A 24,089-nucleotide genomic window follows, 5' to 3' on the forward strand; every position below is an offset into this window, starting at 1 on the left:
TAACCTTTACAATTCATGTTGTTATATAGAGGAATTCCCAATCAAAATTGATTGATGGATTCCCCTTTATGTTTATAAACAGCGATTCTATCATTCATTTATTTCCAAAGAAACAAATCATGTCACCTTATTGTTAATAAACCTAACATCATTTTATAAGAATTTACCTACAATCGCAAGTGATTGTCTATTTTTTATGATATAAAAAACCATCTGTTAGTTCCCCATTAAAATGGGGAACTAACAGATGGTGATGATTCATTAAATACTAACATCCTTCTTTTTGAAAAACCAAAAAGTGATGATCATGATTATTGCATAGTAAACAAATAAGATACCTAAAGACATCGGCATGGTTACTGTTTCGATTATTTTATCTTCAAACAAGAAAATCGTTTGGTCTAAATGTGGGAACACTAACAGTTTTAGCCATGCATACTTTTCAGCTAATGATTGAATAATTTGGCCAATTGTTGAGGATACAAACAATATAAATACCCCAGCACCCACTGCAATTGCCTGATTTTTAAATAATGTCGATAGCATAAAGGATAAAGTTAATACAAACAATAATCCCGGTAAATAATATAGGATGCTTTTCAAAAAGAACGGTCCACCACTTGCTACAATTTGGTCAACTGTCCCAAAAACAAGCACTTTATCTTCAAAATTTCCTACTCCAAAGAAAACAATACTTACTAAATAGCCAACAAGCATTAAAAATGCAACTAAAATGGCAGTATATATCAATAAAGCAATATATTTAGATAAAAGGATTGCCCAACGTTTATACGGTCGAATCAGCAATTGCTTAATGGTTCCATCAGAGAATTCCGAGGAAACGCTGCCCGCGCATATAATTACCACAAATAAAGTTACTAGAGACTTCATGCCAATAACCATTCCATTCATATTGGACCAAGTAGTTGAATATGGACTGACATCCTGCTTTAAATTATTTTGATAATCTTGGATTTTCATTTCAATCGATTCTTTCGTATCATCCCAATCAAAATCTTTTCCACTTTCTATTAAACTATCCTCTGTCTTAGCTGTAGGCAGCTTCTGTTCCAGCTCGGTTATTTCCGCTTGCACTTTCGCACGCCAGTCATCTCCTTTATATTGGGGAGTTATCTTCGTTTCCAAGAAACTTCCGCCAATAAGGGCAAATAGGAGAATGATCGGAAATATCCAGCTGTTTTTCTTTTCCCAAATCTTTATAAGTTCATTTTGTACTAATCCAATCATTTTGTTTCCTCCTCTCTCTTCTGATTGGTTATTTCTAAGAAGCGATCCTCTAATGTAGCTTTTACAACATAAATGCCGTATACGGCAACATTGTTCTCGACAAACAGCTTATTAACAAGAGGAATTGAATCTTTAGGCAGCTTCGCCATCAACTCGCTGCCTTTTACGGAGCTTTCTTCGACTTCATATTCACTATTACGAAGGAGTTCAACCGCTTTTTCCGGCGAGTCTAATTCAAACGTTACTTCCCTTACACTTACTTCTTCTTCCGAAACCGTTTCATCCATATTGGAGATATGAATTAATTTTCCCTTTTCAATAATCGCAAATCGATGACACATTAATTGCATTTCCGATAAAAGGTGAGAAGATACTAAAACAGAAATCCCTTCGCTCGCTAATAAATGCAAATAATCACGAAATTCGCGAATCCCTTGGGGGTCTAAACCATTTGTAGGTTCATCTAGAATAAGAAGAGCTGGTTTATGTAATAACGCCTGCGCAACCCCAAGGCGCTGTCTCATACCAAGTGAATAGGTCTTCACTTTTTGATGAATGGCATTTTCTAATCCTACTAGTTTAATTACTTCATTAAAGCGTTCTTCCGAAATTGGCTCTTTAGCCATTCTTGCATAATGCTTTAAATTCTTATATCCACTCATATATTTATAGAACTCAGGATTTTCTACGATCGCACCTAAACTGCTCATCGCTTCTGAAAAATTCTCATCCACGTTATAGCTATCTATGACCACTTTTCCATTCGTTCTATTTATTAGATTAACAATCATGCGGATAATCGTTGTTTTCCCCGCTCCGTTTGGACCTAATAACCCAAATATCTCCCCTTTTTCCACAGAAAAACTAACATTATCAACAATGTTCCTGCCTTTAATTCTCTTAGTGAGATTTGTGACTTCTAATGCATTTAAGCTCATTTTTTTCTCCCTTCTATATAATTGCTCTAAAGTAGTTCCCTCTACCCACAAGATGTATTCCTTCACTTTCCGTATACTAATACGATTTTTTTTAGGAAAAGTTTCAATTAAATAAAATTTTTTGGAAAATTTTTTTCTCAATACTGACAACAGGCAAACTGATTACATGTTTTTTCTAGTGAGAGCAGACCAAATTTGCTATAACTCTTAGGAAAAACAAATAAAAAAACCGCTCGCCTTTGATTTATTCAGAGGGAACGGTTGTGGCTATTCTTATAGAATTATTAAACAGTGGTTGTTGATAAATTGTTAATAAGTTCTTGAACTGATTTATACTCATAACCAAGATCTTTCGCTACTGGAGCAGAGGTGATTTGTCCAGCAAAAGTATTTACACCTTGTTTAATAGCGTAATTCGTTTCAATTGCTGTTACTGCGCCTAGATTAGCAATTTGAAGTGCATATGGCATTGTTACATTTGTTAAGGCAATCGTAGATGTTCTCGGAACAGCACCAGGCATATTTGCTACAGCATAATGCACAACTCCATGCTTCACATAGGTAGGATTATCATGGGTAGTGATATGATCTACTGTTTCAAAAATCCCACCTTGATCAATTGCCACATCCACAATAACAGAACCTGGAGCCATCTTCTTCACCATCGCTTCTGTTACTAGCTTCGGTGCCTTTGCACCTGGAATTAATACAGCACCAATCACCAAATCTGCATTCACTACAGCTTCTTCAATGTTTGCTGGGTTAGAAATAACAGTACTTAGGCTTGCACCAAATTGATTATCTAACTCTCTTAATCTTTCTGGATTTAAGTCTAACAACGTTACATTCGCCCCTAAGCCAATGGCAATTTTCGCTGCATTCATTCCCACAACTCCACCGCCAATGATGGTTACATTCCCTTTTTTGACACCAGGGACACCTGCTAATAAGATTCCCTTTCCTCCATGAGGCTTTTCTAAGAACTGAGCACCAATTTGAACAGCCATTCTTCCTGCAACCTCACTCATTGGTGTCAATAATGGTAATTTACCATTTACTTCAATTGTTTCATAAGCGATTCCAGTCACGCCATTCTCCGTTAACGCCTTTGCTAGTTCCTGTTCTGCCGCTAAATGTAAGTACGTAAATAAAATAAGTCCTTTGCGGAAATATTGGTATTCTGAAGCGAGCGGTTCTTTTACTTTTATAATCATTTCAGCTGTATTCCATACTTGAGCAGCTGAGTCAATTATCTGCGCACCCGCCGCCGCATATTCTTCATCTGTAAAGCCACTGCCGATTCCTGCATTTTGTTCTACTAAAATTTCGTGGCCGCCATTCTTTAAATAAGACACACCGGAAGGAGTAATTGCGACCCTATTTTCATTGTTTTTAATTTCCTTTGGGATACCAATAATCATGAGAATTCCCCCTTGTTATAAAAACTAACACTAATTGTTAGTTGTCTTAATATTATAATAGGACGAATTCAGAAAATTATCTTTGTTAAAATTAATGAAACAAAAATCGCTCATTTGTGAAAAAACACAAAGGGAAAAGAGGAAAGGTTTCTAATCCTATTTCTATTCTTTCTGCCAATGCATTAATTTTAAATCTAAGTAGATCATAAATTTTTGACTAGGCACCGACAAATCCACTTCCATGATTTCTACCATCCGCTTTAAACGATAAGTAAGCGTATTAGGATGGATGTGCAAACGTGCAGCTGTCTTTTGAATATTTTCACTTTCATCTAAGTAAGCTTCTAAGGTTGCTAATAATTCTGTATGATGGGTTGAATCATATTTTTTTAGATTTCGAATGGCAACATTTTCCGATCCATCTTGTCTTCGTTTTTCTAAGAGGATATCTAAAAACTGATAGATACCTAACTCTTGGTAGTGAACGAATGCCCCTGCTTCCTGAGGGAATTTCTCACGTACCTCTAAAACAGTCCTCGCTTCTCTGAAACTCTTTGGTATATCTCGATACTGTTTGTAAATTCCTCCAAAGGACCCCCTTACTTCTTTAATAGAAAATCTTTCTTCTAGGTTTTGTTGAAAACTACTAATAAATTTTTTATAACAAGCAATAGAATCCCCGTTATCCTCAAGGGGAGTTGCCAAAATAATTAATTCGTTATCTTCAATAGTGGAGAAAGAAATTTTTACATCTTGGGATACCTTCAATAGATAGAGGATATGCTTTTCTATTTCCTTTGTAATCATTTTAGAAAACGGAAAAATCATCACCGTAAAGCAAGCTGCTGCAGGCATTCCCATTTCCTTTAATTTTTCGTCTATATCTGTCTCTTTCACATACCCAGTTAACATTCTCCAAAAAAATTCTTGATTGTCCTGTAAAGTAGGAGTTTTACTTCTAGCAAAGCGTGACAATAAATGACGCGCTACTGACGCCGCGTTCTCTAAAAACCCCATCTTTTCCTCTGTTAGAGGGGTACCCATTTCAATGGCCCAAATATATCCGATTACCTCCTCCCCTCTCCAAATGGAAACTGCCACCCGATTTCCAAGGCCGATTTCCTTTTTCTCTTTAATTCGAATTGGCTTTTTACTTTGAAGAAGCTGCGGAATCACTCCATCCTTCCATAAACGATTGATTACTCTCTCCGGAACCCTGCGGCTAATTATGGTAGAGATTCTGACCATATCCGTTTCTTCGTCATGACTGCTGTATACTAGCACACGATGATGAGGATCCTCCAACGTAATCGGACATCCTAATAATTCACTAACATGATCTACAAAACTTTCAAGGGAATCATACATATCCCTTCTAAACGGGTTTCGCGGCTCAGCTGTCATCCATCTACTCCTCTCCAAAACGCTTACTAAAATCGTTCAATCTTGTTATATCTTTATTTTATCTCGTTTATAACGCTTTCAACAATAAGAATCTTTAGAAGATTATATTCTTTCGGCCAAAACAGTGTCACTTCTCGTTTGCTTGTTCTCTCTAGTAAAAAGCATTAGAGGTTGTTTCCCTTTTATCTTTCCCCCAACAAAAAACCTCTCAAAAGAATTTACTCCTTTGAAAGGTCTGTCATGCAGGATTAAATTAGCCGTTTATTAGGCTTGTTTCCATTAATATCTTTGTTTCTTTTATCCTTTGCATATTATAAGATGATTCTTGCATTAATGTCTCATCTATATAAGCGGGATGTGTCATTACTTCAATGCTTTTTCCAAGTTCCACACGCTCTCCTAATTTTTCAAAATAATTCTCTGTAATTCCATCACCATAGAAATCATCAAAAAAAATATCGGTTAATATTTGAATATCCGTAAAATGAGAACCTGCATTTCTCACAGGTATCTCATACTTATCTGATAACCTTTTTATCACTGGATAGAATTCTTTTATTCCGTGCACATGATGATGACTATCTAAATGAGAAGGAGTAAGATTGGCAGCAAGGTATTTTTCAATTTGTGCTGTCCATTCTCTTTCTAAATCATCTAAGCTTATAGATTCTGGATCACCATATACCAATGTCTGCTTTTTAAAATTACCTGCTTCATCTACAAGTGTTGGAACATCATGTAAAAGTGGCCTTCCCCATGTTAATACAAGATGGACGCCAACCTTTAAAGAAGGTGTATCCTTTGCTAAAGTGATGGCATGCTTTGTCGCTTTTGCATTCATCATCATGGTTGTGGAAGTAACAATTCCCTTAAGATGGGAATCAACAATTCCATAATTGACTCCTCGGCTAAAACCAAAATCATCTGCATTAATGATTATTTTTGTCATGGATTCGTCTCCTTTAAAGCTAGTCATGTGTTTCATTCAGCATAACTCCGCTTTTACATACGAATACTTTCCTTTTCCGTGAAAAACTGTGGTAAATATTCCTTATGTGCTTCAAGCATCTCATCTAGGATCAGTTTAGCAATTCGATCGCTTGGGACAAGGGGATTAATGGTCATAGCAAGCAATGCTTTATCATAGTCACCGGAAATAGCTGCTTCTATCGCTACCCTTTCAAAGGACTTGATTTGGGTTACTAATCCTTGAACTGCTACTGGAAGTTCTCCAACTGCTATTGGCTTGGGACCATCCTTGGTAATTATACAGCTTACTTCTACCGCTGATTCATATGGAATTCCTGTAATGGCACCATGATTAGCAGTATTCACCGCTTGAATATCACATTTATCTGTATAAATGGAGCAAATTAAACGTACAGCAGCGTCACTATAGTAAGCTCCTCCGCGCTTTTCTAACTGAGGGGGTTTAATCGCTAATTCTGGGTCTTTATATAATTCAAACAACCCCTCTTCTAACTTCTGTACAACCTCTGCTCGCGTTTTCCCCTTTTCTGCTTCCTTTAATTCCTGGGCGAGCACATCTCCTGTTTTATAATAATAGTTGTGATAAGGGCAAGGAAATAAATTCAATCCTCTTAAAAACGAGGGTTCCCAGCCCATCGCGTGAATATTTTGCATCGTAATAGCCTTTTCCGGATCTGTGATTAACTTAATGACCTGTTCCTTTACACTTTTACCATCTATATAAACGTCTAGGCCGTAAACCATATGATTTAACCCTGCAAAATCAATTCTTACTCTGGCAGGATCAACTGCTAGTAAATCAGCAACCCCCCGTTCCATCCCGATTGGCACATTACACAAGCCAGCAACTTTTGTGATACGACTGTGGCGAAGAACTGCTTCTGTTACCATTCCAGCTGGATTTGTAAAATTTATGAGCCAGGCATTCGGACAAAGCTCCTCCATTTCTTTCGCTATTTCTAAAATAACCGGAATAGTTCGAAAAGCTTTAAATAACCCCCCAGGTCCATTTGTTTCCTGTCCGATGACTCCATACTTCAAAGGGATTTTTTCATCAAGTGCTCTTGCAGCGAGCTGACCGACTCGTAATTGTGTTGTAACAAAATCCGCTCCCTCCAGAGCCTTTTTTCGATCCAGCGTAAGAAGAATATCAATAGAAACTCCCGCTTTCTTTACCATTCTACGCGCAAGCTCCCCAACAATTTCTAACTTTTCCTTTCCTTCCTCAATATCTACCAGCCAAATTTCTTTAACTGGTAACTCGTTATGATATTTAATAAAGCCTTCTATTAGTTCCGGTGTATAGCTTGAGCCACCTCCAATAGTTACAATTTTTAAACCGCGACTCATTCTACCGACCCCTTTCTCGATGTCTGTTGCATACACTCCTGCCGTAAATCAATTATTTCAACCGCAAGATCCTTCAATGTCATTGCATTCATTAAGTGATCCTGTGCATGAATAAGAATAATTGGAATCATAAATTGATCTCCGCCGGCTTCAAGATGGAGTAATTTGGTCTGGATTTTATGAGCCTCCGATAGTTCTGTTTCCGACTCTGTTATCTTCTTTTTGGCTTCAGCAAAATCCTTTTTTTTCGCGTCTTGAATTGCTTCCATCGCAAAGCTTCTCGCATTTCCACTATGTAATATCAGCTGAAAGGAGAGTTGGTATAATTCTTCCTTATTCATGTTTGCACCCTTCTTTCCTTTAGAGACTAACTGAATCCGAATCTTTCGTAAGCTCTGTTTTATTTTTGGAATCAATTTTTACTTGTGCATAAACAAATGGTAAATAAACAACTGTTGATATCAGTAAATTTAATGCTGCCAAACCAGCTCCCCAAAAGCTTCCCCCCGTCGCTAAGTACCCGCCAATTATCGGTGGTGTAACCCATGGAATCTTAGCCGTTACCGGTGGAACGATGCCATACTGCACAGCAAGATAAGAAATGACAGTTGTAATAACTGGCCCAATTACAAATGGAATAAACCAAATAGGGTTTAAGACGATTGGCAAACCAAAAAGGATTGGTTCATTAATTTGGAATACCCCAGGCGCCCCGCCAAGACCAATCATTTGTTTATACCGTTTTCTCCCTGCAATTATCATCGCAATAATTAATCCTAAAGTAGCACCTGATCCGCCCAAGTAAACAAATGCATCTAGGAAGGATCCAGCTAAAATATGATATTCTCCTAATGCTTGAATTCCTGATTGAGCTAAATCAATGTTTTCTGCTCCTGTTTTTTCAAATAATGGTGTCGTAATCCCACCTAATATGTTTGGACCATGAAGTCCAACCATCCAGAATAAATGCACTAATAAAACAATTAATACTGCAAATGGAAGGGAATCAACTGCATTTGTTAATGGAGAGACAATAACCGTATTTAACCAATCATTTAGAACTTTTCCATCTGTTATCATTCTGAAGATAACGCCAAACACGCCAACTAGAAAAATAGTTCCCATACCTGGTACTAATTTAGCAAAGGATTTAGAAACAGCCGGCGGTACTCCATCTGGCATTTTAATGATTAAAGCCTTGATTTTCGATAAGCGCAAGAAAATTTCTGTAGCGATTATCGCTACGATAATAGCAGTAAAAAGGGCAGTGGCATTGAAGTAATTGACAGATACTAGCCCCCAGACTCCACCTGCAACTGTTTCAGTAGCGGCTTCATCTATTGGTAACGTGACACTTGCTGTTTGGGGCAAAAGTAAAAAGAAACATGCAGCAGAAATAAGCATTGCTTCAAACCCTTCATCCCCATAGGATCTAGCTAATTTATAGGAAATCCCAAAGACTGCAAATACAGAAAGAAAAGCAAATGTTCCAAACCATATGTCCCCGCCCAAAGTCGACCAGTTAGCTCCGAATATTGCTTCCATCATTTTTCCATAAGGGGGAATAATTTGACCGAGATTATTAAAAAGTACAGCAAATGAACCTACAATGGTAATAGCAATCATTCCAATTAACGTATCCCTGATAGCAAGCAAATGTCTTTGATTACCAAGCTTTAATGCAAAAGGCATAATATATTTTTCAATAAATCCCATCATCTCTTTATTCCCCCTTTATTAAAGCTGTGGCATGTTCTAACACTTTTTCACCATTACATAATCCATAGTCCTGTGGATTAATTGTTGCAACTGGAATTCCTCTTTGGTCGCCGGCCTTTTTTACTTGTGGTAATAGAAATCGTACTTGAGGACCTAACAAAATAACATCAGCTTTCTCTATCTCGTTGTTCACTTCTGAGGCTGCTATTGCCCAAATCTTGCAGTCTATCCCTTGGTTTCTGGCACTTTGCTCCATCTTTGAAACTAATAAACTTGTAGACATTCCGGCTGAACAACATAGTAAAATATTCACTATTCCATCCCCTTTTAATTGATAGATTATTCCGATATTTTATTCTAAAAAATGTTTCCTTTCGTACGTCTTTTTATCAGCCACCCTTCTTAGGAAAGTAGTAACATCTTATATTTATATTGTAATAACAAATACGACATGTTTCAATACAAATTTATTTGTTATTACAAATTTGTTATTTATTTGCTTATTATGAATAGAAAAGATATTCTATATTCAGGGACAATATGGAGGGAAACGATTGTGGAAGAAATGAACAAAGATGCTGCGCTACACTCGATTGTAAAAGAGTCCATTATCGACATGATTAAAAGCGGCGAATATCAACCAAATACTAAATTACCAACCGAAGCTGAATTTTGTAACACATTCGGTGTCAGCAGAACAACGATTCGCACAGCCCTTCAACAACTAACAGTTGAGGGCTATGTTTATCGAGTACAAGGGAAAGGTACCTTTGTAGCCGAAAATAAAATCAAACAATCTTTAACTAGTACAGTAGAGCAATTCTCTGAACAAATTACTTTGCAAGGGAAAGCCCCGTCTATCAAGGTGCTTCAGCTGAAGGTTATTGAAGCGACCGATTTTCTAGCCAAGCAATTCAATCAAAATATAGGGGATCCCGTTAACTGCTTAGAACGCATGCGTTATGTAAATGATGCTCCACTACAATATGAAATCTCTTATCTGCCTTGGCACAAGGCACCAGGATTAGATAGCGCTGCTTGCGAAAAGTCTTTATACAAAATGCTGGAAACGAAGTATAATATAAAAATCCGCAAAACAATAGAGCACTTAGAATTAGTTTTAGCAGATGACACTATTTCTAAGAAATTGGAAATTCCTGCAGGATCCCCTTGCTTTCTACTTGAAACCTTTGCTTATGCAGAAGATGAAACTGCCATTGAATATTCCAAAACTATTTTCCGAGGAGACAGAGCACACTTTGTTATTGAGCGGAATTATTGAAGAAGGCAATCAAAAGGATATTTGTAATAACAAATATCCTTTTTTGTTCCAACTGTTTTTCCTCTATTCCCTTCATTCTAACTTCCCTTTCCCAGCCTTCTCCCTCGCTTAGTTTTCCACAATAAATCCACAGAACATCTTTTCTTCTACTAAATATCACCTGATTCCTACTTGGTTTTCCACAAATATAATAAAAATCACCTGTGTTATCCACATACCATCCACAAAATTAGTATATTTATCCACAAAAAGACCGGTTATCCCATAAGCATGTTCTAACCGGTCCTTCATCTATTATGCTGCTAATTTTGAGTTAACATTTGAATTGATTTTATTTTTACTAAACGACTTACTAAGATGACACCAATGATGGATCCTGCAAAACTGCTAACAGCAAAGGATGGCAAATAAAATAGAGCACCCGTTTTTGTCCCTAAGAAAAACGATGCATATGGTACTGCCACTAAGGAGGCGATGACGCCTGTTCCAATAAATTCACCTAAAGCTGCAAAGATTGGCTTAGCTGTTTTATGAAATAGATAGCCTGCCAAAAGTGCACCTATCATACTTCCCGGAAATGCTAATAAGGATCCCGTTCCTAATAGGTTTCTTAACAAGGAAGTAGCAAAAGCAATGATAACTGCTGGAACCGGTCCAAGTATTGCTCCCGCTATTACATTTAAAGCATGCTGAACAGGATATGCCTTGGCAATACCTGCCGGAAACCATACTAAGGTTGAGCCATATGTCCCAATTGCCGTAAACATGGCCATAATCACCAATAATTTAATTCTTTTCATCGTAATTATTTCCTCCACTCAAAATAGTTTTAAGCATGGAGACTAAGCAAACCTTCTATTGACTCGTAGACCCATAAGGCTTACAGGGCAATTACACGACGGCTTTTTACAAACTAAAAAAGCCAGATCTAAATAGACCTGACTGCTAAAGTCAAAAGAAATAGAGTGAATCCGCTACTTCCCTACGCTGGTATGATCCAGATCAGGTCGTTAGGGTTAAAAAACGAATTTGTTTTTCTCTCAGCCACCAACTGGCACCCCTAGTAGTCCATATATGCTTATACCTTCATTTTAACTTATTTCATTTAGGACGCAAAGAATTATTCTCATTGTTTCTTGGACAATTCATCCACAAACTGCATATCGATTAATTCTTCGTATTTATAGCCTTCCGTATAGACACCCGTTTTCTCGACAACATCCATTGGTTTTGCAACAGCTTCCTCTGAGATGTAACCGTCCTTGCTCCATAATTCATCAGCATAAGCACGATCCAAGGATGCTTGTAAAATCTCATCCGATGTAGTTGGAAATTCTGCTTTTAACACTTTCATGGCTAGGTCTGGGTCTTCATCCACTTTCTTAAGTCCTTTTAAAACTGCTTTTACAAAGCTCTCCACAACTTTCGGTTCTTTCTCAATCGTAGATTTTTTTACACTGACAACAGAATAAGGGTAGTCTCCCAAACTAGCAAAACTGTAGAATGGCTCTTTCCATGCTCCCTTTTTCATTCCTTCTGTGATTTGCGGTTCTCCACCATTAGCAATATCCGCATTTCCGGATTCTACAAGAGAAACTACGGCACTGGCATCAGCTGGTTCTTCTAACTTTACATCTTTTTCCGGATCTAAACCTAGCTCCATTAACAGCCATCTAGTTAAAAGATTGGGACTACCACCATAGCGCCCAGCTGCAATAACTTTTCCTTTTAAGTAAGCTGCCAGCTCTTCATCGTTTGTACCATCAATCGTTTCCTCTGAGTTTCCCATCAAATAAACATTAGCGCGGTTAACGACGTTTACTACTGACTGAATCGGATCAGAGCTTCCTAAATTGGCCATTTGCACAGAATCTGGTCCGCCCATAACACCCCAGGCATCACCACTAACAACGGATGTAACATGGGCACCTCCTGTTGCTGTAATGACTTCTACTTCCAATCCCTCTTCTTTAAAATAACCTTCTTCTATGGCAACATACAGTGGAAGATAGCCGATCAAATGTACTGGCTCTGAAATAACAATCTTCCTCAATCCATCCTTCGTTCCCTTTTCTTCTTTTGAAGAACATCCTGCAAGGATTAAGACAAAACTAAGACACATAAGCAGAAAAAGCCTCCACTTTTTCAAGGCAAAGCCCCCTTTTTCATATATGAATAGAATGGGAAATTTAGTAGTAGATAAGAAAATGAAGATGAACCAGAAGTATATTGCGGATAATGGAAATACATATTCTATTTCATATATATGGAACATTTTTCTCTTTATGTTCTTTTCAAAGGGGAAAATATTTTATTCCACATTTCTTCCTCGCAAAAGAAGCTTTTCTATCCATACTGTAGCAAAGTACATCACAATCGAAAGAATAGACAGCACAGCTACGCCCACCCAGACAAGATTGATATTCATAATCTGCCCAGCATATAGGATCATTCGGCCAATCCCTTGTCTAGAGCTGATAAATTCCCCGACAATTGTACCAGCCAATGCTAATGCTATGTTAATTTTCAAACTGCTTACAATCCACGGCATTGTCGTTGGTATGACAACTTTAGTGAAAACATGCCATTTCTTTGCACCAAGGGAATACATTAATTTTTCTAAATCTTTATCTACTGCCTTCACTCCACTGTAAGCAGCAAGAGCTGTTGTAATAATAGTCATCATAAAGGCAAGAACTACCTTGGAGCTAAACCCTATTCCAAATAAAATAACAAGAACTGGTGCAAGAGCTAGCTTCGGTACTGCATTAAAGGCAATTAAATAAGGTTCTGAAATACGTGCATAATAGTAAGACCACCAAAAGGAAAGTCCTAATAGGGCGCCAAAGAAGGTTCCTAGTCCAAAACCAAAGATAGTCGCACCAGAGGTATATAATAAATCACTCCATAAAGATCCTTCTGTCCAAGCTATATAACCCGTCTTCCATATTGTTGATGGACTGCTCCAATAATACGAATCAATTAGTTTCCACTTGGAAAGCAGCTCCCACGCAAGGAGAAAAATAATTCCAAAGCTCCATTGCCCAATGCGAGTAAATTTCCTTTTTCTTCGGGCAATGACCTCATCATCCTCTATATAAAGAACCTTCGTTTTATCCTTTGATTCCATCTCTCCATTCCTCCCTCCCTATTTTGTTTCTTCTGTTGATTTTAGTGCTTGTAGTACATATTCTTTTAATTGAATAAATTTAGAGTCTAGTAGTGTTTGTTCATTTCTTGGTCTTGGTAATTGGATTGATACCTTCTCCTTAATGGTGCCTGGTCTTGGCGTCAAAATATATATATCATCTGATAAAAAAATGGCTTCATCTATATCATGGGTGATAAACAAAATAGTTTTCTTAAAATCTCCCCATATTTGCAAAAGCCATTCCTGCATAAATAAGCGTGTTTGTGCATCTAAGGCGCCAAAAGGTTCATCCAGTAAAATAACATCTTGGTCATAAAGCAATGTTCGCAACAAAGCCGCACGCTGCCTCATTCCTCCAGAAAGTTCTTCCGGAAAATGCTTTTCAAACCCTTCCAATCCATATCTCTCTAGTAAAGGTAATGCTCTTTGGATCGCCTCTTTTTTAGGAACACCCTTTACCTCCAATCCTAAAATCACATTATGAAGAATATTTCTCCACGGAAGAAGCAAGTCTTTTTGAAGCATATAGCCAACATGCCCACTCTTTCCAACAATGTCCCTTCCGTCTAACAAGACATGACCTGTTGATGGTGTTATTAATCCTGCAATTATATTAAATAGTGTTGATTTTCCACATCCACTTGGGCCGATAATACTGACAAATTTCCCTTCTGGAATCTGCAAATTTGTATCCTTTAATGCGAAAAACTCCTTGCCATTTTTTCGAAAAACCTTACTACTGTCCTTAACCTCTAATTTATACAATTACAGCCCTCCGTTCTAAAATATTCATATTTTTAATAGATTTTTTATAGACCAATTTCTCGTTCCTGTTATATTCAGCTGATTTATCGTTCCCTTCACATGGTCTCTTGTAATGGAGAAAAAAGTGATCAACAGCCTTTAAAACTCCCTATTGCCAATGAATATGCCATGCTTCTAAATTTGCTCTTGCTATACTATATGTAAAATTAGGCGAATGGGTAATTATTATAGAAAAAAGTTCAATCGAATAAATGATGGCTTTACAGGAGACTATTCCGAAATCAATATTCTGAAAATTTTCACGACTACAGCTTATCCACCAGCATTTCTATGTTAAAATGAACTTATATTTTTACAAGAACTGGAGTCCTGTATATGTTAGAAAAAATGAATGCTTTTCTTGGGAAGTGGATGCCCCTTTTAACCCCGATTAGTGTCCTAATTGGGGTATTGCTATCAGATATCCTTCATCATGTCTCTTTCTTAGTTCCATGGATTTTTGCAGTGATGACTTTTATAGGGAGTTTGACATCTAACTTAAAATCAGTGAAATATACAATCACCCATCCGCTTTCTTTGCTTTTGACACTGGCTATTCTACATATTCTTACTCCTTTGTGGGCATTTGGGATTGGTCACTTATTTTTCCAAAATGACCCTTACACGATTACAGGGCTTACGTTAGCTGTGGTTATTCCAACTGGAATCACAAGTGTTATCTGGGTTAGCCTCTATAAAGGAAACATTGCACTTACTCTTGCGATTATCTTGCTCGATACCTTGCTGTCTCCGTTCCTTGTTCCATTAAGCATGAGCCTTTTTGTAGGAGAAACGGTACAGCTTGAGGTTTGGGGGATGATGAAGGGGCTGCTTGGAATGATTGTTCTGCCATCTATTTTCGGCATGATGGTTAATCAGTTTTCAGTGGAAAAGGCGAAAAAGTGGAATCATACACTATCCCCTTTTTCTAAAATTGGGTTAGCACTAGTTGTTAGTATTAATAGTTCTGTAGTAGCCCCTTACTTACGAAATATTGATAAAAAGTTTCTCCAAGTAGCACTTACTGTTTTTGTAATAGCATTATCCGGATACTTTTTTGCCTGGATATTAGGGGTAGTTACAAAACGAAGCAAAGAAGAAACAATAGCAATGATCTATTCTGGCGGGATGAGAAATATTAGTGCAGGAGCAGTTCTCGCTGTGAGCTTTTTCCCTCCAGCAGTAGCAGTTCCCGTTGTGATTGGTATGCTATTCCAACAAATTCTAGCAGCTTTATATGGATACTTTATTAAATTAGTCTATGAAAAGCCTGTAGTAGGGAAAATAAAGGAAGGGAAAATTTCTTAATTCATTTGAAAATCAAGAGGTGGTTCTAAGTATTCTAACAGAGGATAATCCCAAACGACTGATAAGAAAATACTACTAATATTTTCCTTATCAATCGTTTGGGTTTTTAATAGTTTGTGGGTATTACCCGCAGACTAAAATACATTTCACTTTCCAAGCGGCTGACTTTCGGTCGCCGCAACATAGCCTTTGAGGTTTTGACTTCTTCTGCTCGCTAACCCTATAAAAATCTATGTTGTCTGCTTCGTGTTGATTTTTATGATTTTTTCTCTATAATCATGGCACACATTTCTATCATCTCACTTGCCATAATCTTTAATGTTTCGGTTGTGAGCATTTGATCTTCTGCATGCATGAGAATAAGGGAGAATGGCAGTTGTTCTCCAGCAGCTTCTCTTTGGATAAGAGAAGCATGGACTTGATGAATTTGATTGTAAAATTGAACACCTTCTTCTATTTTTTGCTTCGCTTCGTCCATTTTTCCATTTCTTGCAATCTGAATAGCTTCTATATAACAACTTCTTGCTTCCCCAGCAAATGAAATAATCTGAAAAGCTGCTGTCTGCATTTCCTCTAAAGTATTCAATTTCACCACCTCTATTCTCTTGGTTAATTTTTAGCTAATGATAATGCATGGTCTAGTATTTTCTCTCCATTAGCTGTACCGTACAATCTTGTATCAATGACATCCACTGGAATTCCATATGGTTTCGCAGCACTTTCTGCCGCCTGTTTCATAAATCGTACTTGCGGTCCTAGAAGAATGGCCATTATCCCTTCGCTTGAGGTTGCTAATTCATCAGCAATTGCTCCTTCTGGAATGGCATAAACATCAATTTCTTCGCCTCTTGCCTTAATAGCTGCCTTCATTTTTGATACTACAATGGAAGTAGACATACCTGCTGCACAAGCTAATATTATTCTTTTCATCCTTCATTCCTCCTGTTATTTAATAAAATCATCATTTTTTACGGTGATTTCTCGAGCTTTAATGATTTCCTTATACCAAAAAGCTGACTTTTTCAATTTTCGGTTTCGATTTTCTTCTAAATTAATTTCAACTAGTCCATATCTATTTTTAAAAGCATTCATGGGCGAAACATTGTCCGTAAATGCCCAGAGCATATATCCTTTACAGTTTGCTCCCTGTTCGACTGCTTTTAATAACCATTTAAGATGTTCACTAATAAACTCAATGCGATAATCATCTTGGATTACTTCACTTTCGTCTTTATACTTAAACTCATTTTCCACACCCATTCCATTCTCGGCCACAAACCACTCAATATTGCCATAATCCTCTTTCAAGCGAGTTGCCATATCAAACATAATCTGCGGATAGATTTCCCAGCCTCGGAATGGATTCATTTTTTTGCCTGGCATATCGAACATTTCATAATAATAAGCTGGATGAAAAGGGGTATTTTCGTTCCATGCCGTTGTTCTAGCCTTTACGCGATGAGGATAATATAAGTTAATCCCCACATAATCAACGGTATTATTTCTTATTACCGTTAAGTCTTCTTCTGTATGTTCAAATAAAATATTGTGTTTGTGTAAAAGATCCATTAATTCTGCTGGATATTCTCCTTTAATCGATGGATCTAGAAATACTCGGTTAAAGAATAAATCATAAATACGGGCGGCATCTTGGTCATGCGGAGCCGAAGATCTCGCATATGTTACCTCTGGATTTAAAATAACCCCAATTTTAGCCCCTTGTCCATGCAGCTGCTTTTCTTTAAACAAGGCAACAACCTTAGCAGTGGCAAGTGCTTTATGATAATTCCACTGCATCCACTTTTGGGTATTCTGCTCAAATGGATAACGTATTGCATCTAAATATACACGGGTCTGCACAACAATTGGTTCATTAAAAGTAAACCAGTGCTTCACTTTACGCCCGTAACGCTCGAATACTTTTTCTGCATATTTGACGAATAAGTCCACAACATGTCTGTCGTTCCATCCGCCATATTTCTCAAAAAGAGCAGCCGGTAATTCATAATGCTCTAAGCAAATCATTGGTTCTACACCTTTATCTATCAGCTCATTAATAACATTATCGACATATCCAGCATAATCCTCATCTACCACTGCGTTTTCATAATCCACCAAGAAACGAGACCAATTGATCGATGTCCGGTAATGCGTTAACCCTATTTCCTGCATTATGCTGATATCTTCTTTATATCGATGGTAAAAATCTGTAGCGATTCCTGGTCCGTAGCCATTGTGCCAAACATTTTTATTATTTTTATACCAGATATCCATATAGGAGTCTTGAGAGTCCTTCTTTCCAGCCCATCCTTCTGTTTGCCACGCAGATGATGCTGCTCCTAAAATAAAATGATCTGGAATACTAACTTTCATTTGTTCCATTATTTCTCCTCCTTACTCTTCACAAATAACTATTAAATTCATGATTCCTAATAATCCATCATAGACCATCTCACAAGTATTGGCCGGATAGGAGAAATGAGGAATCACAGCGTCTATCCTATACAATCCGATTGTCAAATTTATCTCTTCCTCCCTTCCCGTATTAAATTACTCGTCTTCTGGAACAGCAGGAGTCTTATTAGCAATCAATACAAATGGCAAATAAATTAGAACAGATACGATAATACAAATAATCTGGGTAATAACCGCTCCAATACTTCCGGCCGTGGATAGGTATGCATTAATAATGGGCGGGGTCGTCCAAGGAACCATGACGACAGCCTTAGCAGCAAATCCAGTTACTGTAGCAATATAACCGATTGTCCCTGTAATCAGCGGGGTAATAATAAAGGGAATAGCCATAACTGGATTTAACATGACTGGTAATCCAAATATAACTGGCTCATTTATATTGAACACACCAGGTCCTGCGGATAGTTTTGCAATACTTCTCATTTCTTCTCGTTTAGATACTATAAAAATTGCTATTAATAAACCAATGGTTACCCCTGAACCACCAATATTCATATACACATCCCAAAACGGCATCGTGATAATATTAGGAATTTCCTTTCCCTCTTGGAATGCCGTCATATTAACAGTAATAGATGCCAGCAGCAGTGGTTCTCTTATCGGTTTTACCATTTGATTTCCATGAATACCAATCACCCAGAAAAATTGGGCCACAAACATAAGAATCAGAATTCCTGGCAGTCCTTGCATGACACTTTCTAACGGTCTTTGTACAATGTTATATACTGCTTCATATAAATAAATCCCTGTAACTTTGAAAAAAAGAAATCCAAAAGTAGCAACAATCGTTACAGTTAAAATAGAAGGAATTAGTGCTGAAAACGAAGTCGCAACATTTGACGGAACACTATCAGGCATCTTAATTTGCAGCTTATCTACTTTCGATAACTTGCAATAAATTTCAACCGATACAATGGCGATAATCATTCCGAGGAATAAACTTTTTGGGTCAGAAAACTGCCTTGCTAAAACATCAACCACTAATTGGCTCTTCTCATTAACAAGCAGTTCTAGCGTTGTTGGAACAACAGAAACATAGGACATTAATGCTAATATTCCAGGGAATAACGACTGATGGCCATTGATCCGTCCGAGCTCTATCCCAATAAGAAAAACGGCCCCAATTGTAAGGAAGTTCAAGGTAGCATATTGGATCGCCTTCATAATTGGCTGGTAATCAGCCAAAAAGGCAAATGCTTTAAAATGGGCTAAACCACTCTCTGTTCCCATCACCATATTCGCGATTAAAACGGCAAACGCCCCTGTTATAATGACAGGCATTAACGTCACAAAAGCTTTTTTTATGGCCATAATATATTTCTGATTTGTTATTTTGTAAGCAACATTTCCAAGGGTCTCGGTAGCTTTGTCTTTAAAACTCATTGATTAACCTCCATTCCTAATTTAAATGGAAATGATATGTTTCATTTCTTGTTTTCCATTCTATTGGATAAGCGCTTACATTTACATACACTTATTTTCCACCTTAAACTGGAAATGGCTGACTCAAAAAAAAGGAACTCTAGTCCGGAGTTCCTTCCCTTCTATAAATTCCTATTGTCCAATAGCTAAAATACATTCTTTGAATTCGTCAAAGGACTTTACCTTTAATAGCTGATTCACCATATAGGCATTTCCTGATATTTTGACTAGCAGCTGATATAGCTTTTGAATATCTTTCTTGTACTTTTTTTGTACACTTAATAAGAAAATAAGCTGCACTTTATTTTCGCCCCATTGAATTGGTTTTTTTAATGTGCAAATAGATAAAAAAGTACTGTCGGTGATTGGTTTTAGAGGATGAGGAATGGCTATGGCGTTTCCATAACTTGTTGGAGCAATCTCTTCTCGTTCCATGATTAACTCAAAGAAATGATCTGGCGCAATCCCCTTCTGTATAATTTCTCTTGCTAAAAATGCTAATACTTCCTCTTTCGTTTGATACTCTTGTTGAAAAAATCCAAGGTCAGGATAAAAATATTGCAAGGTAGTTTCAACTCTATCTACAACCATATGCTCTAATTTACTAATGTCTTCCTCTCTTAAAATAGTATGTACATCAATAACAGGTATGGTTAATTCCCTTTTAATAGGAATGGTACTAACAATGAAGTCTAATGTACTTAGATCATAGTTATCGATGGTAAACATATTAGCAGTTCCTACAATTTCAAGTTTATTGCCAAAGGTGGACTGAAGCTTGTGATACAGTAATTGAGCACTTGCCACCCCAGTAGCACAGACAATCAAGCATCTTTTCACATTGTTTTTTGCTTTCTTTCGCTCAAGCGCTGCGCCAATATGTAATGCTAAATAACCTATTTCATCTTCATTAATGTCCAATCCCTTATGTCTACTTAAGTATTTCCCCATAATAACAGCAGCATCAAAGGACATTTGATAATTTTTCTTGATTTCAGCAAGAAGGGGATTCTTTATGGTTAAATCGTATTTATATCTATTGATAGCAGGCTTTAAGTGCAGACATAACCCGTAAATTAATTCTTCATCATAGGCTATTTCTAGATCCAATTCTTGCTCCACTTCGTGGAGCATCGCTTTTGTTAATGCTAAAATGTCTTCCTCTATCATTTCTAACATATTCTCTCTGCTATCAGACTGGTAAACTACCATTTTCGCACCTAATAAATGAATAGTTATGTAGGCTATTTCTGATTCAGGAAAAGTAACATGTAACGTTTTTTCTAGAAAAAAGACAATCTTTTTGGCAATCGTAAATTCTCTTTTTTCTTTAAGAGGCTCCATTTCTTTTAAAGGCATGGAAACATAATTATCATTTTGTATGCGAATACAGGCAATCGCAATATGCGTTGCTAAATTATTTACGCCAATATCTGATAGAAAAATAGATGCCTTTTCTGCTTGTTCGATAATAATGTTTCTTATTTCTTCTAGTTTTTTATTCGGAAGTATCCAATCTGTTTGATCCTGGTCAAACACATATGCCGCAAGACAATAACGCAGTTTAGCTTCTTGCCCCTTGATTTTCAAACCATAGTTTGGCTTCTTATCTAGATTTAAATTAAAGTCTTTTAATAATCTTCTTACTTCTTTCAGATCATTTTTAATAGAGGATTCACTTACAAAAAGCTCCTCAGCAAATTGTTCGATTTTTAAGTATTCTTCCGCCAATAATAGACGTTTTAGAATATAGTCGACTCTTTCCTCAGGTTCCGTTGGAAGGGGTGTACTTACGTTATTTTCATTCATTATTTTTGTTAAAAATGGTTTAAAATAATGATAATTTCCAATAACTAATTCATATCCCTTCCCTCTTGTCAGTACTATTTCTGCTCCATTATCTTTTAATGTATCAATCAATGCCTTCATATCACTTCTAATTGTTCGCGTGGTTACATACAGGGCATTTGCTAAGTAATCACTGGAAAGCGGAGACTTTGACTGCATAAGCTGATGCAGTATCTTTTGTTGTCTTATTGGTAACAATTTCACTCACTCCTTTTAACCAATTCCCTTCTATGATAGTTATATCCATCATATCTTATCAGCCTTTTATTAGAAAGCGGTTTCTAAACAAATTATCCATTATCCATAATGCCAATAATCTGCAGCAGAAAGCATCTCGCCTTTTTTCATTCCTGATACGCAGGGGTGCCCTTTTACATAATATCGTAATGGTTTTAGCGTCCATTCCTCTTTATTTGGAATCCCAATTCTCGGAGACTCAATTATTTGGGATGGTACTTTCCCATCTACAATCCGTAAAGATTCTTCATTTATTAAGATACCATTTAAAGCTTTGGTGATTTCCATTGCTTTTGTAAGCTTCCCAGGTCCATTACATACATTTACTCCATTTGCTTGTCGATTCTTTTCCATCTCTTCTATTCCTTCAAAAGGTTCAATCGCTCGGATAAGAACAGCCTGGGGATTTCCCTCTTCTTTTGTAACAATATTTAACATATGGTGGGTATGCATCGTATAAATATAGATTGTTCCACCTGACTTATACATCGATTCCAATCGAGGCGTGCGTCTTCCTGCATAGCTATGACAAGCCATATCTTCTATCCCAACATAGGCTTCCGTCTCTACAATATAACCACTATACGTATGTACCGGCGTTTTATGAATAAGTTTTTTTCCTAAAAGTACTTGTGCTATTTCTTCTGTTGACTGGTTTATATAATCAATCATCGTCTCTCTCTCCTATTATATTTCTTCTAGTATACGTTTCTTTCCCCCAAAAAAGAAAGAATCATCCCTTTATAAAAAGAGATGATTCTTTTCACCTAGTGCTTATTGCTTAACAAGTTCTTTTTGTTTCGCTATAGCTGCTAATCCAGCTTGATTTAATGTATTCCACGGTTTGTTAAAATGCGGTTGAAAGAAGAAATCGATAAATCCTAATTCATCAATCGTCATTTTAGTTTGAATACATACAGATAATGTATTCATCATTTGTGTCACATCTGCTTTTGAAATTAATTGTGCCCCCAAAATTTCTCTTGTCTCTTGATGGAAAAGTACTTTTAAACGAATTTCATGAAATGTCGGCATAAATTCTGGACGATCATTATCGATTACTTCTGTTACTTCATAAGGGATATTATTTAATTTAGCCGTAACTTCTGTTAATCCGGTAGATGCCATATTTAAGCCAAAAATATGCAATCCAGAAGTTCCTTGTGTTCCCATATATTTCAATGGTCGTCCAGCAATATTATAGCCGACAAGTGTTCCCATTCGAACAGCATTTGTTGCAAGGGGGATATACATTTTTTCTCCAGTTGGATTATAATTAACAGCACAGCTGTCACCTGCTGCATAAATATCTGGATTACTTGACTGCATATATTCATTAATTTTAATAGCACCATTAGGAAGCAGGTCTACTTTACCTTTTAACAGATTTGTGTTTGGTCTAAAGCCCACACATAAGATAACTAAATCTGTTTCATATTCTCCTTTTGTGGTATAAACCTTTGTTACTTTTCCTCGTTCATCACCTGCAAATTTTGTTACTGTTTGTTGTAAAGCTAAGTGAATGTTACGCTCCGCAAATTCTGCCTCAACCACATCTGTAAACTCTTTATCTAAATATTTATTTAGAATTCTGTCCTCACTATCAATTAACGTCACGTTTTTTCCATTTAACGCAAATGCTTCCACTAACTCAACACCAATATATCCCGCCCCAATTACGGTAACATTTCTTACATTCTTAGAGCGCTCAATTATTTCATTTGCTTGATTATAGTTTTTAGAAAGCAAAATATTATCCAGATTAATTCCATCAATTGGTGGAATTATTGGCCATGAGCCAGTAGTCATTACTAACTTATCATATGGATCAATCTTTTCTTCTCCTGTTTGTAAGTCTTTCACGCGTACTTGCTTGTTTTCTGTATCAATTTCTAGGACTTCATGCTCCATATGCATCGTTGCGCCAAGCGCTTTTAACTCTTCTGGTGAAGAATAAAATAACTGACTCGCATCTTTGGCAACACCGCCAACATATAAAGCAATTCCACAAGATAAAAAGGAAACATTATTATTTTTTTCATAAACAGTTATATCTATATTTTTATTTACATTTGCTAATGTTTTTACTGCCGCTGTCCCAGCATGTGTACATCCAATTACAACTACTTTCATGTATAAAAACTCCTTTTGTAATAGATTGAATGTGAAATCCTTCACTTGATTAGCGAAAAAAATCACATATATTGTGATAGAATTCACATTCTGTTCACATCTTTATTATACATCGAATATTTCTTAATGCAAGTATTTTGTGATTGAATTCACAAAATAAAACATAGAAATATATTCCAATATTAGAGTTAAAAAAGTAGCTGGAAATAAACAAACTATAATGGGGAAAAGGAAGCGACCGCTTCATCGAAAGTAAAACATTGTATTCAGGCTCTCTGTAATTACAACAATCTTTCTTTTTAAATGAATTAAAACCCAGCCAATAATATTTTTGGTATCATTGGCTGGGTTTGTCTTCG

Annotated in this window: 23 protein-coding genes and 1 riboswitch; of the genes, 2 read left to right on the top strand and 21 right to left on the bottom strand. The window is 36.7% G+C overall.

Features of this window, described 5'->3' with window-relative positions; all coding sequences use genetic code 11:
* Positions 1–261: 261 nt before the first annotated feature.
* From MHH96_RS04345 to MHH96_RS04385, 9 genes are all read right to left on the bottom strand, one after another.
* The gene (locus MHH96_RS04345; RefSeq protein WP_047940824.1) at positions 262–1,248 is read right to left on the bottom strand and encodes an ABC transporter permease; all 987 of its coding nucleotides are present in this window, start codon (positions 1,246–1,248) and stop codon (positions 262–264) included.
* Positions 1,245–2,186 carry an ABC transporter ATP-binding protein gene (locus MHH96_RS04350; RefSeq protein WP_047941032.1) on the bottom strand — a complete coding sequence of 314 codons (942 nt, stop codon included), beginning with the start codon at positions 2,184–2,186 and terminating at the stop codon, positions 1,245–1,247. Before MHH96_RS04350 ends, MHH96_RS04345 begins: the two co-directional genes overlap by 4 nt.
* A 284-nt stretch (positions 2,187–2,470) precedes the next feature.
* Positions 2,471–3,607, bottom strand: coding sequence for an alanine dehydrogenase (ald, locus tag MHH96_RS04355; RefSeq protein ID WP_047940825.1), 1,137 nt, complete (start codon positions 3,605–3,607; stop codon positions 2,471–2,473).
* Positions 3,608–3,769: 162 nt separating this feature from the next.
* Positions 3,770–5,011 (bottom strand): PucR family transcriptional regulator, encoded by a 1,242-nt coding sequence (locus tag MHH96_RS04360; protein ID WP_047940826.1) that lies wholly within the window; start codon positions 5,009–5,011, stop codon positions 3,770–3,772.
* A gap of 253 nt (positions 5,012–5,264) precedes the next feature.
* Complete coding sequence (gene chbG / locus MHH96_RS04365; RefSeq protein WP_047940827.1) at positions 5,265–5,960, bottom strand: chitin disaccharide deacetylase; 696 nt, start codon at positions 5,958–5,960, stop codon at positions 5,265–5,267.
* Positions 5,961–6,013: 53 nt separating this feature from the next.
* The gene (locus MHH96_RS04370; RefSeq protein ID WP_061796934.1) at positions 6,014–7,351 is read right to left on the bottom strand and encodes a 6-phospho-beta-glucosidase; all 1,338 of its coding nucleotides are present in this window, start codon (positions 7,349–7,351) and stop codon (positions 6,014–6,016) included.
* Positions 7,348–7,692: a PTS lactose/cellobiose transporter subunit IIA gene (locus MHH96_RS04375; protein ID WP_341116797.1), complete on the bottom strand. Its 345-nt coding sequence runs from the start codon at positions 7,690–7,692 to the stop codon at positions 7,348–7,350. The genes MHH96_RS04370 and MHH96_RS04375 overlap by 4 nt, the downstream gene beginning before the upstream one ends.
* A gap of 19 nt (positions 7,693–7,711) precedes the next feature.
* The gene (locus MHH96_RS04380; protein ID WP_047940830.1) at positions 7,712–9,070 is read right to left on the bottom strand and encodes a PTS sugar transporter subunit IIC; all 1,359 of its coding nucleotides are present in this window, start codon (positions 9,068–9,070) and stop codon (positions 7,712–7,714) included.
* A gap of 4 nt (positions 9,071–9,074) precedes the next feature.
* Positions 9,075–9,383: a PTS sugar transporter subunit IIB gene (locus tag MHH96_RS04385; protein ID WP_047940831.1), complete on the bottom strand. Its 309-nt coding sequence runs from the start codon at positions 9,381–9,383 to the stop codon at positions 9,075–9,077.
* A gap of 252 nt (positions 9,384–9,635) precedes the next feature.
* Here MHH96_RS04385 and MHH96_RS04390 point away from each other — a divergent pair, with 252 nt between their 5' ends.
* On the top strand, positions 9,636–10,352 hold the full coding sequence (locus tag MHH96_RS04390; protein WP_047941033.1) for a GntR family transcriptional regulator: 717 nt from the start codon (positions 9,636–9,638) through the stop codon (positions 10,350–10,352).
* A 302-nt stretch (positions 10,353–10,654) separates the two neighbouring features.
* On the opposite strand, the gene thiW is transcribed toward MHH96_RS04390, so the two are convergent.
* From thiW to MHH96_RS04410, 4 genes are all read right to left on the bottom strand, one after another.
* Positions 10,655–11,152 carry an energy coupling factor transporter S component ThiW gene (gene thiW / locus MHH96_RS04395; RefSeq protein WP_047940833.1) on the bottom strand — a complete coding sequence of 166 codons (498 nt, stop codon included), beginning with the start codon at positions 11,150–11,152 and terminating at the stop codon, positions 10,655–10,657.
* Between the two features lie 162 nt (positions 11,153–11,314).
* Positions 11,315–11,424, bottom strand: a riboswitch (TPP riboswitch).
* A gap of 54 nt (positions 11,425–11,478) precedes the next feature.
* A complete protein-coding gene (locus MHH96_RS04400; RefSeq protein WP_341116800.1) occupies positions 11,479–12,501 on the bottom strand; it encodes an ABC transporter substrate-binding protein in 1,023 nt (340 codons plus the stop codon).
* Positions 12,502–12,663: 162 nt separating this feature from the next.
* Positions 12,664–13,482 carry an ABC transporter permease gene (locus MHH96_RS04405; protein WP_328282813.1) on the bottom strand — a complete coding sequence of 273 codons (819 nt, stop codon included), beginning with the start codon at positions 13,480–13,482 and terminating at the stop codon, positions 12,664–12,666.
* 18 nt (positions 13,483–13,500) lie between these two features.
* Positions 13,501–14,268, bottom strand: a complete 768-nt coding sequence (locus tag MHH96_RS04410) for an ABC transporter ATP-binding protein (RefSeq protein ID WP_047940835.1) — start codon at positions 14,266–14,268, stop codon at positions 13,501–13,503.
* A 375-nt stretch (positions 14,269–14,643) separates the two neighbouring features.
* On the opposite strand from MHH96_RS04410, the gene MHH96_RS04415 reads away from it, so the two are divergent.
* A complete protein-coding gene (locus MHH96_RS04415; RefSeq protein WP_095258261.1) occupies positions 14,644–15,615 on the top strand; it encodes a bile acid:sodium symporter family protein in 972 nt (323 codons plus the stop codon).
* A 256-nt stretch (positions 15,616–15,871) separates the two neighbouring features.
* Here the strand turns inward: MHH96_RS04415 and MHH96_RS04420 are convergent, their stop codons facing one another.
* The 8 genes from MHH96_RS04420 to MHH96_RS04455 form a co-directional block, all read right to left on the bottom strand.
* Positions 15,872–16,207 (bottom strand): PTS lactose/cellobiose transporter subunit IIA, encoded by a 336-nt coding sequence (locus MHH96_RS04420; RefSeq protein ID WP_328282812.1) that lies wholly within the window; start codon positions 16,205–16,207, stop codon positions 15,872–15,874.
* Positions 16,208–16,224: 17 nt separating this feature from the next.
* On the bottom strand, positions 16,225–16,545 hold the full coding sequence (locus tag MHH96_RS04425; RefSeq protein WP_144544748.1) for a PTS sugar transporter subunit IIB: 321 nt from the start codon (positions 16,543–16,545) through the stop codon (positions 16,225–16,227).
* A gap of 15 nt (positions 16,546–16,560) precedes the next feature.
* Complete coding sequence (locus MHH96_RS04430; protein ID WP_047940838.1) at positions 16,561–17,997, bottom strand: glycoside hydrolase family 1 protein; 1,437 nt, start codon at positions 17,995–17,997, stop codon at positions 16,561–16,563.
* Positions 17,998–18,009: 12 nt separating this feature from the next.
* Entirely contained in the window at positions 18,010–18,135 is a 126-nt protein-coding gene (locus MHH96_RS04435; protein ID WP_268874795.1) for a hypothetical protein, read from the bottom strand.
* A gap of 30 nt (positions 18,136–18,165) precedes the next feature.
* Complete coding sequence (locus MHH96_RS04440) at positions 18,166–19,473, bottom strand: PTS sugar transporter subunit IIC (protein ID WP_047940839.1); 1,308 nt, start codon at positions 19,471–19,473, stop codon at positions 18,166–18,168.
* 171 nt (positions 19,474–19,644) lie between these two features.
* Positions 19,645–21,558 carry a PRD domain-containing protein gene (locus MHH96_RS04445; protein WP_144544746.1) on the bottom strand — a complete coding sequence of 638 codons (1,914 nt, stop codon included), beginning with the start codon at positions 21,556–21,558 and terminating at the stop codon, positions 19,645–19,647.
* A 99-nt stretch (positions 21,559–21,657) separates the two neighbouring features.
* A complete protein-coding gene (locus MHH96_RS04450) occupies positions 21,658–22,266 on the bottom strand; it encodes a DNA-3-methyladenine glycosylase (RefSeq protein ID WP_047941037.1) in 609 nt (202 codons plus the stop codon).
* Between the two features lie 105 nt (positions 22,267–22,371).
* Positions 22,372–23,730 (bottom strand): FAD-dependent oxidoreductase, encoded by a 1,359-nt coding sequence (locus MHH96_RS04455; RefSeq protein WP_047940840.1) that lies wholly within the window; start codon positions 23,728–23,730, stop codon positions 22,372–22,374.
* Positions 23,731–24,089 lie beyond the last annotated feature (359 nt).

Source organism: Niallia sp. FSL K6-0212 (genome assembly GCF_038007605.1).
Classification (GTDB): Bacteria; Bacillota; Bacilli; order Bacillales; family Cytobacillaceae; genus Niallia; species Niallia circulans.

Coding starts and splice junctions, on each gene's coding strand:
- MHH96_RS04345 (WP_047940824.1), bottom strand. CDS start 1,248: ATGATTGGATTAGTACAAAATGAACTTATAAAGATTTGGGAAAAGAAA.
- MHH96_RS04350 (WP_047941032.1), bottom strand. CDS start 2,186: ATGAGCTTAAATGCATTAGAAGTCACAAATCTCACTAAGAGAATTAAA.
- ald (WP_047940825.1), bottom strand. CDS start 3,607: ATGATTATTGGTATCCCAAAGGAAATTAAAAACAATGAAAATAGGGTC.
- MHH96_RS04360 (WP_047940826.1), bottom strand. CDS start 5,011: ATGACAGCTGAGCCGCGAAACCCGTTTAGAAGGGATATGTATGATTCC.
- chbG (WP_047940827.1), bottom strand. CDS start 5,960: ATGACAAAAATAATCATTAATGCAGATGATTTTGGTTTTAGCCGAGGA.
- MHH96_RS04370 (WP_061796934.1), bottom strand. CDS start 7,351: ATGAGTCGCGGTTTAAAAATTGTAACTATTGGAGGTGGCTCAAGCTAT.
- MHH96_RS04375 (WP_341116797.1), bottom strand. CDS start 7,692: ATGAATAAGGAAGAATTATACCAACTCTCCTTTCAGCTGATATTACAT.
- MHH96_RS04380 (WP_047940830.1), bottom strand. CDS start 9,070: ATGATGGGATTTATTGAAAAATATATTATGCCTTTTGCATTAAAGCTT.
- MHH96_RS04390 (WP_047941033.1), top strand. CDS start 9,636: ATGAACAAAGATGCTGCGCTACACTCGATTGTAAAAGAGTCCATTATC.
- thiW (WP_047940833.1), bottom strand. CDS start 11,152: ATGAAAAGAATTAAATTATTGGTGATTATGGCCATGTTTACGGCAATT.
- MHH96_RS04405 (WP_328282813.1), bottom strand. CDS start 13,482: ATGGAATCAAAGGATAAAACGAAGGTTCTTTATATAGAGGATGATGAG.
- MHH96_RS04415 (WP_095258261.1), top strand. CDS start 14,644: ATGTTAGAAAAAATGAATGCTTTTCTTGGGAAGTGGATGCCCCTTTTA.
- MHH96_RS04425 (WP_144544748.1), bottom strand. CDS start 16,545: ATGAAAAGAATAATATTAGCTTGTGCAGCAGGTATGTCTACTTCCATT.
- MHH96_RS04430 (WP_047940838.1), bottom strand. CDS start 17,997: ATGGAACAAATGAAAGTTAGTATTCCAGATCATTTTATTTTAGGAGCA.
- MHH96_RS04440 (WP_047940839.1), bottom strand. CDS start 19,473: ATGAGTTTTAAAGACAAAGCTACCGAGACCCTTGGAAATGTTGCTTAC.
- MHH96_RS04455 (WP_047940840.1), bottom strand. CDS start 23,730: ATGAAAGTAGTTGTAATTGGATGTACACATGCTGGGACAGCGGCAGTA.